Here is a 14,051-nt window from a genome sequence, read left to right as displayed (position 1 = left end):
GCCTTCGCAGTTCGGGACTTTCACCCTATAGATTGCACCCATGCCGAGCACACCAAAAAGCGCCTTCTATTCCGAAGACGCTTCTTCCCCCAACTGTTTTTCTTTTCTTTTATACACAAATTTTGAGATCGATATACTTACTTCATACAACAACAGCAATGGAATGGTTACTAAAAAGTCAGAAATAAAATCTGGCGGTGTAATCGTGACCGCAATAATTACTAATACAAAATACGCGTATTTTCTCACTTTTTGCAACGCGTACGGATTAATAATTCCAATACTTGTTAAAAACATAACGATAATTGGTAATTCAAACAATATCGCAAACGGAATCGTCATGTTTAAAATAAATCGAAAATACTTTTCTGTCGTAAACATCGTGGCGAACAAATCTTCACCGAGACTCATTAAAAAGTGGAATACCATAGGCAATACAACAAAGTAGCCAAAGCATAAACCGAGTACAAATAATAAAAACGTCGCCGGAATATACGATAATGTTACTTTTCTCTCCCTTGGTGTCAAGGCTGGTTTAACAAACATCCATACTTGCCAAACAAATACCGGGATCGTCATTGTAATCGCAAAGACGCCAGCTAACATCACATATACCCATAAAATATCAGTGGGACCTAAAATCGTAAGCTTTACATCTAAATCGGAAATCAGCCAACGATATAAATCTTGAACAAAGATAAATCCTACAATAAAAAATAAAATTAGTGCTCCAACAACAATAAAAATGCGTTTGCGTAATTCTTCTAAATGTTCAACTAACGTCATTTCTTGATCTTCATATCGTTTCTTTTCTTCCACGAGCGTAAACACCAACCTTTTTCCATGTTAAAAACGGCAACAGATCGTTGCCGCCTTATGATTTACGCGCTTCTTTCTTTTCATCAAGTTCCTCTAATACTTCATCACGCAATCCTTTTGTTGATTTTTTAAACTCACGCAATGTTTCACCAAAAGCTCGTCCAATTTCAGGTAGTTTTTTCGGTCCGAAAATGACAAGAGCGATGACAAGAATTAAAATTAAGCCAGGTACTCCGATATTTGAAAGCATAACGTCATCTCCTTTTATATATATACGCTTCTTTTATTGTATTGCTAAGATCTTCATTTTTCAATGACAAATTTTTAAGAGGTGTGAGAAATGTTTGACAATCAACATACAGTGTACGCTATTTTCTTTACCATAACTAGCGAGGTCACTATAAAAGTCGGTAAATTAGGCAATTTTTTATTTCCAAGCGGAAACTATATTTATGTAGGAAGTGCGAAACGAAACATTCAATCACGTATTCGACGTCATATGCAACTGGAAAAACGAAAACGCTGGCACATTGATTACATTCGTCCGTATGGTAAAATTACACACGTGCAAACGTATTCCTCCGAATTGAGCGAATGTGAACGTGCCCAACAGCTGTTTCAACAATATAAAGGACAATGGATTGTAAAAAAATTTGGTTCATCGGACTGTCGCTGTTTTTCTCACCTTATTTACTATAAACAATAAACGAGGGATATGTTCCCTCGTTTAGCTCGCCTTTTCATATTTTTCTTCTGATTTAGCCACAATTACCGCGCATGCAGCATCGCCTGTAATATTCACGACCGTTCTCGTCATATCAAGCAAACGGTCAACTCCTAAAATAAGAGCGATGCCTTCAACAGGTAGGCCAACGGACGTTAATACCATAGAAAGCATGATTAAACCGACACCTGGAACACCTGCTGTACCAATGCTCGCAAGTGTTGCCGTTAAAATGACGGTCAAAAGATCGCTAAAAGTTAAGTCAACACCATACACTTGCGCGATAAACATCGTTGCCACACCTTGCATAATAGCTGTTCCATCCATATTAATCGTGGCCCCAAGAGGTTGAACAAAACCGCTGATGCTTTTTGGAACGTTTAAATTCTTTTGTGCTGTTTCCATCGACACTGGCAACGTAGCATTGCTACTTGACGTACTAAATGCAACAGCCATCGCTGGAGAAAATCCTTTAATAAACGCAATAGGGCTCATTTTCCCAAGTGTCCATACCGCCATACCATACACGACGAAGAAATGGATAAATAACGCTAACAGTACAGCAAACATATATTTCCCCATCGCTGCAATCGCATCAAATCCTTGTCCGCCAATCGCAATCGCAATTAATGCAAACGCACCATATGGCGCAAACTTCATGACCCATTCTACTAAGTACATGAGAATATCGTTGGCTTGCTCTATGATTACCCGTACTTGTTTTACTCGATCACCTAAACGAGCAATGGCCATCCCCACAAGCACTGCAAATACAATCACTTGGAGCATATTTCCTTCAACCATGGCTTGGAATGGGTTTGTTGGAATAATGTTTAATAATGTATCCACAACAGGTGGAGCTTCTTTCTTTTCAAACGATGCTCCTTCTAAATTAAAATTCCCTTCTCCTGGACGAATCACAGATCCTAATGTTAAAGCAATCATAAGCGCAAGAGAAGTAGTAATTAAAAAGAATGCGATTGTTTTTATACCAATACGACCAAGTTTTTTTGGATCACCGACACCAGCTGCCCCTAAAATGAGCGATACAAGAACGATTGGAACAACGAGCAATTTAATTAGATTAATAAATATTGTACCAAGCGGGTTGAGCACGTACGTTTTTGCGAGGTCAAACCATTCTGTTGGAAGGGCTAAGTTGAAAATAAGACCTACGATAATTCCAGCAAACATTCCAAGTAAAATTTTCTTTGTCATCGCCATATCCACACCTCCATCAAGTTCTGCGTCTTTTGCTATAAAACGTATTCAACTTTGTACAGGAAAAAAGGGTTAAAGGAGAGGACCGTTTCAATTGTAAATGTTTTTTTTAAAATTGTAAAGAAAAAATGAATATAATTGTTAGAAAAGTAGTTGAATTTCTTTTTTTACAAAAAAAACTACCACAATGATGTGGTAGCTTACATGCGCTTTTTTTTTCGACTCGAATCCGCTTCAATGTTTCCTGTTTCATGCTCAGTCGTGCCTTGCCCTTTAATCTCCGGTGAACTTAATCCTGTTTTCGAAGCATCTTTTTTTCGTTTACCCATTTCATTCACCTCCTATTATCTTATTTTGCATCATTTACGAAAGTTCAATCGTACCAAAATGAAATTTTGCTGTTTTTCTTCGATAAACGGAGAAACCAAATTGATGAAATCGCGAACTTTGCCAATGATCTTTTAATACAATTCGGTGACGCGCCACTCGCTTTGCTTGTTCAATCACTTCGACCGTTAGATCGGTATATAGCGCTGCTTGCTTTAATCCTCTTACCCCATCCGCTTCCTCAATGGTTACTTCAAACATCGGATCGAAATAAACGACGTCATATGACTGATCATCACAGTTCGCTAAAAATGAGCGAAAATCAGCATGATGCACACGAATGCGTCGCATCGCTTCATTAAGTTCAACTACATCGCTATCCCAATGACGTAACCCTTGTTTTGTTAAGTAAGCGATATATACACTCCCCTCAATTCCTACCACTTTTCCTTCCGAACCAACAACTAAGCTGGCGATAATACTATCGGCCGCCAATCCAAGCGTACAGTCTAAAAACGTCATCCCCTTTTGTAACTTCGTCGCTTGTAAAAACGGTTCACTTTCTCCTTTTAAAATGCGCTTTGCTCGAAAAGAAGCAGAATTAGGATGAAAAAATAACGGTTCACGTCCGTTCGGAAAATGGAGTTCTAATCTTTCTTTCCCAACGACAAGAACAGGTTGAGCTACGGATTGGTGGATGGCCGTAATGGAACGTTTTCGACGCGGAATGTATGAAGTTTTTAATTCTTCCGCAATTTGTTTCGCTTTCTCAATCATTTGTTCATTCGTTCTACCAGCAGTTGTCACAATCATACGTTCACCTCAAAAGAAAAAGGATGTCAATCGGACACCCTTAACAATGTTTTTCAAAAGCTTGCATAATATTTTGCATAATATTTTCAAGAGAATTTGCTTCGATATCGTGGCGCGGAATAAAATGAACAACTTCTTTTCCCTTTAATAAGGCCATCGATGGAGAGGAAGGTTCAATACCGACAAAATATTCACGCATTTTAGCTGTTGCTTCTCGATCTTGCCCAGCAAAAACAGTAACGAGATGATTCGGTTTTTTCTCGCTCATCTGTACCGCCTGAATAGCCGCTGGACGCGCAAGTCCTGCTGCACAACCACAAACAGAATTAACCACAACAAAAGTTGTTCCTTCTACCTGTTCCATAAACTGTTCCACTTCTTCACTCGTGCGCAATTCTTTAAATCCACCGTTTACTAATTCATCACGCATCGGTTGTACTACTTGACGCATATATTCTTCATATGACATAAACATACGTACATCCCTCCAAATCATTCTTGCTTTTACAAGAATACAACAATGTAAATAGAAAAATCAATAAAATAAAAAACATTGAATAATTTTCTAAAAATTTTTATAATGAATGTATTTATATGATGTAGGAGGTTGAGGACGTTGCCAATTAATATTCCACGTGATCTCCCAGCAAAAGAAATATTAGAACGAGAAAATATTTTCGTCATGGATGAAGATCGCGCCTATTCTCAAGACATTCGACCGTTAAACATTATCATTTTAAACTTAATGCCACAAAAAGAAAAAGCAGAAACACAATTGTTGCGTTTACTTGGAAATTCACCGCTACAAGTGAATGTAACCTTCTTGCGTCCAGAAACACATGAAGCGAAAACAACATCAAAACATCATCTTGATCAATTTTATACAACATTTCAACATGTTCAACATAGAAAATATGATGGCATGATTATTACCGGTGCCCCCGTTGAACATTTGCCGTTTGAACAAGTCGATTACTGGAATGAATTAACTCAAATTATGGAATGGACAAAGACGAATGTCACATCTACGTTACATATTTGTTGGGGTGCACAAGCAGGGATGTACTATCATTACGGTATTCCAAAATACGATTTACCACAAAAATGTTTCGGGGTATTCGATCATGTGTTAGAACAAAAGCACGTGAAACTGATTCGTGGATTTGACGATATTCATAAAATCCCACACTCTCGCCATACAGACGTGAAACGTGAACATATCGAAGCGGTTTCAGAGTTAACGATTTTATCTTCATCTGAAGAAGCTGGCGTCTGTCTCGTCATTTCAAATGATGGAAAACAAGTGTTTTTAACAGGGCACCCAGAGTATGATGCCACAACGCTAAAAGAAGAATATGAACGAGATGTGGCTAAAGGGTTGGATATTCAAATTCCAAAATATTATTTTCCGCATGACGATCCAAATGAACAACCACGTAACATATGGCGATCACACGCTAACTTGTTGTTTGTAAATTGGCTCAATTACTACGTTTACCAGGAAACACCATATGTATGGGAATAATTCCTCGCCGCACAGCGAGGATTTTTATTGTTACATTACTCAAATTTGAATATAATACTTTGTATATCATTCATACGAAGGAGAGTAATAAAAATGGAAAATGAACAACGACATTTATCTTTTATTGTGGCTGGATTGTTATTAGCAATCCTAATGGCAGCGATGGATAACACAATTGTTGCAACTGCAATTGGGACAATCGTTGCCGATTTAGGCGGGGTTGATCAATTTGTTTGGGTCACATCTGCTTATATGGTTACTGTCATGGCTGGTATGCCTATTTTTGGAAAGTTATCCGATATGTATGGTCGAAAACGTTTCTTTTTATTCGGGTTAATCGTCTTTTTAATCGGTTCTGCGCTCTGCGGTTTAGCACAAAGCATTGTACAACTTAGCATTTTCCGTGCGATTCAAGGAATTGGTGGCGGGGCATTAATGCCGATTGCATTTACCATCGTATTTGACGTGTTTCCACCAGAAAAACGAGGAAAAATGACAGGATTGCTCGGTGCAGTCTTTGGGATGTCAAGCGTGCTTGGTCCGCTCCTCGGTGCTTATATTACCGATTACTTAAGTTGGCATTGGGTATTTTACGTTAATGTCCCAATCGGTTTATTGTCTATTTTTTTCATTGTTCGTTATTACAAAGAAACGACACCACACACGAAACAAACTATCGATTGGTTTGGCGCACTCACCCTCATTGTTACAGTCGTTAGCTTAATGTTCGCCCTTGAATTAGGTGGAAAAAAATATGATTGGGATTCATTCACCATCATATCGTTATTTATGATTAGTGCGATTTTCTTACTCGCATTTTTGTATGTAGAAACAAAAGCAAAGGAACCAATTATCTCATTTTCACTATTTAAACGACGAACATTTGCTGTAGCGCAGTTGCTTGCTTTTTTATACGGTGCGACATTTGTCATTTTAACTGTTTTTATCCCGGTATTTGTACAAGCGGTTTATGGCGGTACAGCAAAAAATGCTGGATTAATCTTAATGCCAATGATGCTTGGATCTGTTGCAGGCAGTTCGTTTGCTGGTATTTCACAAACGAAAACATCGTATCGAAACATTATGTTTATTTCTGTGATCGCTTACTTTACAGGCATGCTTCTACTTAGTTTCATGACACCGGAAACATCGCGTATATGGTTAACTGTGTATATGGCAATTGCGGGATTTGGCGTTGGGTTCTCATTTTCTTTGTTACCGACTGCATCAATGCACAATTTAGAACCACGTTTTCGTGGAACAGCGAATTCAACCAATTCGTTCTTTCGCTCGCTCGGCATGACGCTCGGCATTACCATTTTCGGAACGATTCAAACAAATACATTAACTAACAATTTAAAAGAAACTTTCGGTTCGATGCCATCAGCACATTCGTTCGATCCACGTGCACTATTTGAAGCAGGAGCACGCGCACAAATTCCGGCACCTATTTTACAAAAAATTGTCGATGCGTTGGCATCATCCATTACGTATGCATTTACGCTCGCATTAATCCCAATTGCTCTTTCATTCCTATTGATTTTCTTCATGGGAAATGAAAAACTAGAAATACAAAAACGGGCAAAAGTAGGGGAATAAAATGAGCGTGAAACTTGTCATTCTCGGCTTGTTGATGGAAGGTGAAAAACATCCATATGAAATTCAACAAATTGTCAATGAACGCCATATGAAACATTATATTAAACTTGCAGCCGGATCGCTCTATTATGCCTTTGATCAGCTTGAAAGACAAGGATATGTAGAAGTGGTCGATGTCGTACGCGATACAAATCGTCCAGATAAAACGATTTACCGCATTACCGAAAAAGGAAAGCAACACTTTGAACAGCTCTTGCTAGAAGAATTACAAAAACATGAACATATTCACCGTTCTATTTATGCGGGACTATCTTTTGCTGCATACGCCGATGCAGCAAAAGTAAGTGCGGTATTAGAGCGACGTTTGCAAGAAACAAAACAACAACTCGAAAAATTGAAATGGATATTTGAACAAAAGCGACCAAATGAATATGTCGCAAAATTGTACGTGTTAAAGGGAGTCATCATGCATTTAGAAACCGAAATAGAATGGCTCCAACAATTAATCCAAGTTGCTAACAATAAAAAACTACATGAAAAAGGAGGGAGCTAGCTCCCTCACTTTTTTTGCAACATAAATAACCACATAAACGAAACAGCCTGTTTTAATTCTGTTGGTAACTGTTCAATGGAATGCTCATCGACGCCACGCTTATACACTCCCTCTTGAGAAACAGTGATGAATCCATTTTCCTTTGCTAACTGTTCAAACTCCCATGGCATCATCGTATTGCAAATGACTGCTTCATCATATAAACGACGATAGCTATTCACTCGAGGAGCGGCTGTTGGGCCAAGAATGCCGACACATACATATGCATTTGTTTTTAACACCCGACGAACTTCTTCAAGTGCAGCAAGTGGACGTTCAGTCCATTCCAAGCAGTTAATAATCATCGCACCGGAAAACGTTTCATCTGGAAAAGGCAAGTTCATAATGTCTGCTTGTTGAAAATGAAGATGTTCATGATACCTTTGTTTTTTCGCTAATTCAATCATTTCACTTGATAAATCTAATCCGATGACACGATATCCTTGTTGACATAGTTTATATGACCCGTATCCATCCCCACATCCAATATCTGCAATATATCCTTCTTTCGGCATATATTTCGTTACAAATGGGATAATCGTCTTTCGGCTCCCTCTCTCCCACATGTCTTCACTACTTTGATGCCACCACTCTGCCCGCTCATCCCATTGTTTTTCCGCCTCTTTATGCCATGCGCGCATAACTCCACCCCTTTTTGAAAAAATAAACATGTTACGTTTATTGTAGCAGAAAGGAGGCCGAAACATGACAAAAAAAGTGAACGAAGGAAGTCGAAATCAAAACGCACCGACACAACACGGGCAACTATGTCAACTACCCAACGACTAAAGTCGTGGGCTTGCAACTCCCCAGAAGTGCAAGCGGACAGCATCCTCCTTCCTTCACTTGGGGTTGCATCAGGGCAGGTTGACAGCTACCCAACAACAAAAGTCATGCTTTTATTGTTTCTTCAACGATGTACTCGATTCCTTTTCGTTGAAGATTCATCGCACCAACTCGGTCATCGTTTGATGTGTATTGGCATGTTTGGCAACAAAACGTGTGCGTTTTCTTATTTCGGTTTGCTTTCTCTGTATGTCCGCATTTTGGGCACGTTTGGGACGTGTATGTTGGGTCTACCACAATCACTTTGGCTTGGTGTTTGCGTGCTTTGTACTCGATTTTTTGTCTTAAATCATAAAACGCCCAAGATACCATTTCATACCGATGGTTGACGGACACTTTTTCTGTTCTTTGGCGAACGCCTGTTAAATCCTCTAACACAAACAGCGTGTTCTTGCCATAACGCTCAACGAGTGCCTTACTGATGCAATGGTTGACATCTTGCATCCAACGGTTTTCTCGTTGACCGATTTTCTTTAATCTTCTACGGGCAGACGGAGTTTGCTTTTTTTGTAGTTGTCTGCGGAGTTGTTTATACTTTGCTCGTTTGTGTTTGATGTGTCTACCTTTGAAAAATAGCGTCTGTCCGTTTGAATCATAAACGGTCGCAATAAAATTCACGCCCATATCTACGCCAACCACTTGGCGAATGTGATGAAGGTTCGCTTCTTCCATTTCTTTGGATACAGGAATATGGAGAAACCACTTTTGATGTTTGTTCACTAACTTTGCTGTTCCAAACGTCCATGTTCCGTCGAAATACGTTTCAAGTCCTTTCGTTTGAAAAGGAACTTTGATTCGTCCTTCTAACGTATTGATGGAAAACAACCCTTTGGTTAGGCTGTAATCTCGATTAAAAACGAGGTCTATTTGCGGTTTTTTAAACGCAATCTGACACCACTTGTGTCCATTGGTTTGGTTAGCTTTATATTTTGCAATCACCGTTTTTAACACAGATTGTGCCATTTGAGATTTTAAGCCAAATGTAGAGCGGAGTTTGCGATACGTCATTTTGTGAAGTTTGGCTTGCACAAGGGTGTTTTCTTTGTATATCACTTCCGACACCGCATTGCACGCATCACGATATACTTGCATCGTTTTTTGAAGAAGCTGTTCTTGTTCAGATGTCGGCAAAATTTTAATTTTTGCTGTTAAAGCCAATTTCATGTCCTCACCGCCTTTCACTAATTTTATTTTATCTTATTTTTAGTGAAAGGTAAACAAAAACACGCATTCCTCCCCATGCTTGAAAGCAGGGGTTTCCTGCGAGATTTTTCATGAAAAAAGTCGGGCTGATCGCCCGACTCATTCTTCTCGCTTGCTAACACGAGTAGCTGGTGTGTTGTTCCCCATATAAAACGGAACGCCTTCTTCATGCGGATAGCCATAAAAATAACGGTTGATCTCTTGTTCAGCAAACGCTACTTCATCTTCTCGCATTGTTCGTTTTTTCTCCATCGCCTATCCCCCCTAGACGATAGAATAACCGAACAAATCGTTATTCATGCAAAGGCTCGTCTGAAACAATCACCCCATCTTCATCAACATATACGTATGTACCCGGCCTCCACTCTATATCCCCGAAATAAACAACTGTATCTCGTGCCCCTTTTCCTTCTTTTTTACTTTTCCGCGGACATGTTCCGAGGGCAACGACACCAATTGGCATCGTGCTGATTTCTTTCGAATCACGAATACATCCGTGTACAATAATACCTGCTAATTGACGATCACATGCAATTTGCGCAAGACGATCACCCACAAGCGCACAACGTCTCGATCCTTTTCCGTCAACAACGACTACACTTCCTGCGGGTACCGTTTCTAGCGCTTCTCGAACGAGTACATTATCCTCAAAAACATCTACTGTTGTCATTGGTCCATAAAATGATGTTTTTCCACCATAACTTTGAAATGTCAATGAACAAACGCGTACACGTTCCCCGTATTGATCGCATAAATCTGCCGTTTTCATCCTCATCCCCCATTTTTGTCAATCTCAACATAATCATATTCAATTTATTCAGAAAAATCAATAAATGAAAACAAAAAGAATGAACTGTTCTCTTCTATCGCTCCGTTCGTTAAAAAATAAATAAACAAAACGAGAAAGCAGTAAAAAAGCAACGTTTCAAAAAAGCTAGATGTACGATAAGTCATAATAAAACGATATCTTTTTTTCGAAAATGGCCAAAGTAGCGGAACACCTTGACTCGAACAGTAATCAGCTAAAATATGAAACGCATAACCGAAACATAATCCAAGCGTAAAAGAAGAAAAATGTTGCAATAATAAAACAGCAGTGATCGTTCCCCATGCTAATAGAGAGTGCGTAAATCCACGATGACCGAACGCCTTTTTTACTTGTTTTGCCATACCAAGCGAACGACGACCAATATATGAATTTGGTTCATCAATATCAGGGAGCAACCCCCCGATAGCTAATCCAGTGGCATAAGCAATAGTAAAAGATACAGGAGTATACGTTGCAATTCCAGCCCCAATGGCTAATGATGAAACAATATGAGTATGGTAACGCATTATTTTTTCGCCTTCCTTTTTGTAAACGGTTTACACAACATTTATTATTAATATTCATGAATTTGTGATGTTTTTTTCAACAAATGTTCATCCCCTCAATCAACTTTGTGAAACTATTAGCATTATACTAGTATATGAACAAATTGACAAATGAAGCTGGTGAGGAAAAATGGTAAAAAAAACACCTGCAGAATTAACCGTTATGAAAAGTTTAGCATTTTTAGCTGTCGTGTTTCAAAGTGCAGTATTATATGTAATGAATCACCGCTCACCTCATCCGGAGGAAGCGATTATGATGGGGATGTTGTTTCATTTCGTCAAATTTTCTGCGCCTGTGTTCGTCTTTTTAGTTGGATTTCATATTGCACAACAAAACGAAGCCATTCATTACTCACGTTACATGGCCCATAAATGGAGAGAGCTAATTATCCCGTATATCACATGGTCATCTATTTACTTTGTATTTAGTCATCCACATGCATGGGAAGCGATGAAACAACTATTGCTTGGGGAAGCAGCTCCTCATTTATGGTATGTCGTCATGATTATACAATTTCATTTACTCATTGGCGCCATTGTTCCATTTTTCCGTTGGCTGAATGAAAAAAAGTATTGGAAATTATTTATTATCGTTAGTGCGATCATTTACATGAGCTTTGTTACATTCATTTCTCCATTCGTTCAAAGCAAATCATATGTACATTACATTGATCGCACATTTTTATCTTATTTCTTCTATTTTGGTTTAGGTGGTATGGCCGCATACACATTGCCAGCTTGGCGAAAATTTGTTATTCGAGCTATTCCACTTAACACATTTTTATTTTTATCTTTATTTATTTTTGTTGGGTATGAATTATTTACATCGCAAAGCATTTTTTCGATCGATTTAACAACGATTACGTATTTAAAACCTTCAATGGTGTTATATGTCACATCAGAAATTTTCTTGTTATACGGTTTATCAATCACCATTGTACAAACAAAATCGCTCCTATATACAGCTTTACGTTTCGTTAGTCGATATACGTACGGAGCATATATTGGACATGTATTTTTCTTATCCATGTTTGTGTCGATTATTCCGACAACGATGTATTCCCTATTACAAGCGGTGATGTTATTCGCCATGACAACCATTGCTTCCATCGGTATTTGCTATATGATACACACTACACCGTTTAGCTTGCTTTTTATCGGTCAAGCACGTGAACGTCGAACCATTTCCATCCCTATATTTTCAAAACTGAAAAAAGGCGTCCCAAGTTAATTTTTGGGATGTCTTTTGTTTTATTTGCACAAACAAAAAGATGATAAATACGTATGATAACAACGAGTAAGAACGAAAAAAGGGGGGCTCAGAGTGAAAATTAGTAGAAAAATATTTTTTTCATTTTTAGTCATGTCAGCTCTATTTATTAGTGTTCAATTATTGACCATTTCTCAAATAAATCAAAAACATGACAAACAAAATCAAATGATTGACCGACGCATGCAAATTTTAACGTACACAAATGATTTAACCATCGCTTTTTATGAGCAGAGGAAAGAAGTGTTAACGTACTCGTTACTAAGAACGAAAAACCATTTAGATAACTATGCAAGCGCTCGTTCCCATTTTCATAAAGTCTATAACCATGTCGAACGTATAACAACAACAAAAGAAACAAAAGACATTTTTCAACATATGCAAAAACTTGAATTGCAATACTTTGATCTTGTCCAACAATTTATTCGCGCTGGAACGGAAGAAGAAAAAGCAGTAATTTTTAAAAAATTATCAAAAAAAGGAAATGAGTTTATAAACATTGCTGACAAGGTAATTATGAGACAAAAGCAGTTGCTCGCTGAAGATCGTGAGCGCACTGAACAAGAAATGAAACAAATACAAATGCTCTCCTCTTTGCTCCTTTTTGTATTATCTATTGTTATCATTAGTATAACATGGTTCATAAGTAGTAGAATTGCCAAGCCGATCCGCCTCGTTTCTGACGAACTACAACGCATAGCAAAACAAGATTTATCTTCCCCACCTTTGCCAGTGAAAACAAAAGACGAAACAAAATATATGATTGAATCAATTAATGACATGAAAACAAAATTGAAGCAAACGATTGAAACGATGAAGGATATTTCTATTCATATGGCATCGCAAGCAGAGCAGTTTGCCGCTAGCTCAGAACAAAGTACGCAGTCGTCCGAGAAAGCGACAGAAACGGCTGAGCAAACATATGCAGAAGCGGAACAACAATTGCGCATGCTCAAAGTAGCGGACGATTCTTTACATGAATTTTCCATTGGAATGAATCAAATTGCCGAAAGTACAGAAGATTTGCTTGCATCAGCAGAACGAGCACATGATTTTGTCAATCAAGGGAAACATTCCATTCAAGCGGTGACAACACAAGCGTCCGACATGCGTGATGCCATGTTTACAACAAAAACACTTGTTGAATCGCTCCAACAACATTCAGAAACAATTGGAAAAATTACAAACGTCATTACTGCCATTGCTGAACAAACAAATTTACTTGCACTAAACGCAGCGATTGAGGCCGCTCGCGCTGGTGAACATGGAAAAGGATTTACTGTTGTTGCTGATGAAGTACGCAAACTATCCGAACAATCGAAAGAAGCGGCCAAAGAAATTGAAATGATGCTAGATCAAATAAAGATCCGAACAAAAAAAGTAGCGCAAGCCATCGAGGAAAATACGAAAAAGCTTGTTGACGGCACGACATACTACGAAACGGCAAAACGCTCATTTCAAGCAATTGATGAATCAGTAGAGCGAGTGTTTTCTAAAGTACAAACAACATCGGCAGCGATTGAACAAATGACCGCGATTTCAAATGAAATAAATGAAACGATGAAACAATTAAAACAATTAGCACATCAAGTCATGCAAAAAAGTAAAGAAAGCGCAGTAACTGTAGAAGAACAGCTAGCCATGAACGAACAAATTTCTTCCGCTGCTCAAACACTTACTAAACTTAGCGAGCAACTGCGTACAATGGTTGAATCATTTCATCTGTAGCTGTGCATGC

Annotated in this window: 17 protein-coding genes; 6 read left to right on the top strand and 11 right to left on the bottom strand. The window is 38.4% G+C overall.

Annotation, left to right across the window (positions count from 1 at the left end):
• Window positions 1-66: 66 nt before the first annotated feature.
• Both tatC and CS060_RS12105 read right to left on the bottom strand, forming a co-directional pair.
• Window positions 67-786 carry a twin-arginine translocase subunit TatC gene (gene tatC, locus CS060_RS12110; protein ID WP_180271089.1) on the bottom strand — a complete coding sequence of 240 codons (720 nt, stop codon included), beginning with the start codon at window positions 784-786 and terminating at the stop codon, window positions 67-69.
• Window positions 787-874: 88 nt separating this feature from the next.
• On the bottom strand, window positions 875-1,069 hold the full coding sequence (locus CS060_RS12105; RefSeq protein ID WP_009361196.1) for a twin-arginine translocase TatA/TatE family subunit: 195 nt from the start codon (window positions 1,067-1,069) through the stop codon (window positions 875-877).
• A 90-nt stretch (window positions 1,070-1,159) separates the two neighbouring features.
• Here CS060_RS12105 and CS060_RS12100 point away from each other — a divergent pair, with 90 nt between their 5' ends.
• Window positions 1,160-1,525: a GIY-YIG nuclease family protein gene (locus CS060_RS12100; RefSeq protein WP_035050784.1), complete on the top strand. Its 366-nt coding sequence runs from the start codon at window positions 1,160-1,162 to the stop codon at window positions 1,523-1,525.
• Between the two features lie 21 nt (window positions 1,526-1,546).
• Here CS060_RS12100 and CS060_RS12095 read toward each other — a convergent pair whose 3' ends face one another.
• The 4 genes from CS060_RS12095 to CS060_RS12080 form a co-directional block, all read right to left on the bottom strand.
• Window positions 1,547-2,767: a dicarboxylate/amino acid:cation symporter gene (locus tag CS060_RS12095; RefSeq protein WP_180271088.1), complete on the bottom strand. Its 1,221-nt coding sequence runs from the start codon at window positions 2,765-2,767 to the stop codon at window positions 1,547-1,549.
• A 197-nt stretch (window positions 2,768-2,964) separates the two neighbouring features.
• Complete coding sequence (locus CS060_RS12090; RefSeq protein ID WP_082180342.1) at window positions 2,965-3,093, bottom strand: YuzL family protein; 129 nt, start codon at window positions 3,091-3,093, stop codon at window positions 2,965-2,967.
• Window positions 3,094-3,127: 34 nt separating this feature from the next.
• Window positions 3,128-3,904, bottom strand: a complete 777-nt coding sequence (locus CS060_RS12085; RefSeq protein ID WP_099669006.1) for a class I SAM-dependent methyltransferase — start codon at window positions 3,902-3,904, stop codon at window positions 3,128-3,130.
• Window positions 3,905-3,944: 40 nt separating this feature from the next.
• Window positions 3,945-4,379 (bottom strand): BrxA/BrxB family bacilliredoxin, encoded by a 435-nt coding sequence (locus CS060_RS12080; protein ID WP_032099505.1) that lies wholly within the window; start codon window positions 4,377-4,379, stop codon window positions 3,945-3,947.
• 141 nt (window positions 4,380-4,520) lie between these two features.
• Here CS060_RS12080 and metA point away from each other — a divergent pair, with 141 nt between their 5' ends.
• The 3 genes from metA (at window position 4,521) to CS060_RS12065 (ending at window position 7,581) form a co-directional block, all read left to right on the top strand.
• Complete coding sequence (gene metA / locus CS060_RS12075) at window positions 4,521-5,429, top strand: homoserine O-acetyltransferase MetA (protein WP_035049836.1); 909 nt, start codon at window positions 4,521-4,523, stop codon at window positions 5,427-5,429.
• Window positions 5,430-5,522: 93 nt separating this feature from the next.
• Window positions 5,523-7,028: an MDR family MFS transporter gene (locus CS060_RS12070; RefSeq protein WP_035049838.1), complete on the top strand. Its 1,506-nt coding sequence runs from the start codon at window positions 5,523-5,525 to the stop codon at window positions 7,026-7,028.
• A 1-nt stretch (window position 7,029) separates the two neighbouring features.
• Entirely contained in the window at window positions 7,030-7,581 is a 552-nt protein-coding gene (locus CS060_RS12065; RefSeq protein WP_009361188.1) for a PadR family transcriptional regulator, read from the top strand.
• Between the two features lie 5 nt (window positions 7,582-7,586).
• Here the strand turns inward: CS060_RS12065 and CS060_RS12060 are convergent, their stop codons facing one another.
• The 5 genes from CS060_RS12060 to CS060_RS12045 form a co-directional block, all read right to left on the bottom strand.
• Window positions 7,587-8,261: a class I SAM-dependent methyltransferase gene (locus tag CS060_RS12060; RefSeq protein WP_035049841.1), complete on the bottom strand. Its 675-nt coding sequence runs from the start codon at window positions 8,259-8,261 to the stop codon at window positions 7,587-7,589.
• A gap of 250 nt (window positions 8,262-8,511) precedes the next feature.
• Complete coding sequence (locus CS060_RS12055) at window positions 8,512-9,630, bottom strand: RNA-guided endonuclease InsQ/TnpB family protein (protein WP_035049844.1); 1,119 nt, start codon at window positions 9,628-9,630, stop codon at window positions 8,512-8,514.
• 138 nt (window positions 9,631-9,768) lie between these two features.
• The gene (locus CS060_RS14155) at window positions 9,769-9,921 is read right to left on the bottom strand and encodes a hypothetical protein (protein ID WP_180271086.1); all 153 of its coding nucleotides are present in this window, start codon (window positions 9,919-9,921) and stop codon (window positions 9,769-9,771) included.
• A gap of 40 nt (window positions 9,922-9,961) precedes the next feature.
• Window positions 9,962-10,438, bottom strand: coding sequence for a ribonuclease E activity regulator RraA (gene rraA, locus CS060_RS12050; protein WP_035049847.1), 477 nt, complete (start codon window positions 10,436-10,438; stop codon window positions 9,962-9,964).
• A gap of 44 nt (window positions 10,439-10,482) precedes the next feature.
• On the bottom strand, window positions 10,483-11,004 hold the full coding sequence (locus tag CS060_RS12045; RefSeq protein ID WP_099669005.1) for a metal-dependent hydrolase: 522 nt from the start codon (window positions 11,002-11,004) through the stop codon (window positions 10,483-10,485).
• Window positions 11,005-11,173: 169 nt separating this feature from the next.
• On the opposite strand from CS060_RS12045, the gene CS060_RS12040 reads away from it, so the two are divergent.
• Together CS060_RS12040 and CS060_RS12035 are read left to right on the top strand one after the other, a co-directional pair.
• A complete protein-coding gene (locus CS060_RS12040; protein WP_035049849.1) occupies window positions 11,174-12,274 on the top strand; it encodes an acyltransferase in 1,101 nt (366 codons plus the stop codon).
• 93 nt (window positions 12,275-12,367) lie between these two features.
• Complete coding sequence (locus CS060_RS12035) at window positions 12,368-14,041, top strand: methyl-accepting chemotaxis protein (RefSeq protein WP_035049851.1); 1,674 nt, start codon at window positions 12,368-12,370, stop codon at window positions 14,039-14,041.
• The last annotated feature ends 10 nt before the right edge of the window (window positions 14,042-14,051 follow it).

It is taken from the genome of Anoxybacillus flavithermus, from assembly GCF_002742685.1.
Taxonomy (GTDB): domain Bacteria; phylum Bacillota; class Bacilli; order Bacillales; family Anoxybacillaceae; genus Anoxybacillus; species Anoxybacillus flavithermus_E.
The sequence above is the reverse complement of the archived record's forward strand: the minus strand, read 5'-3'. Positions and strand labels throughout refer to the sequence as shown.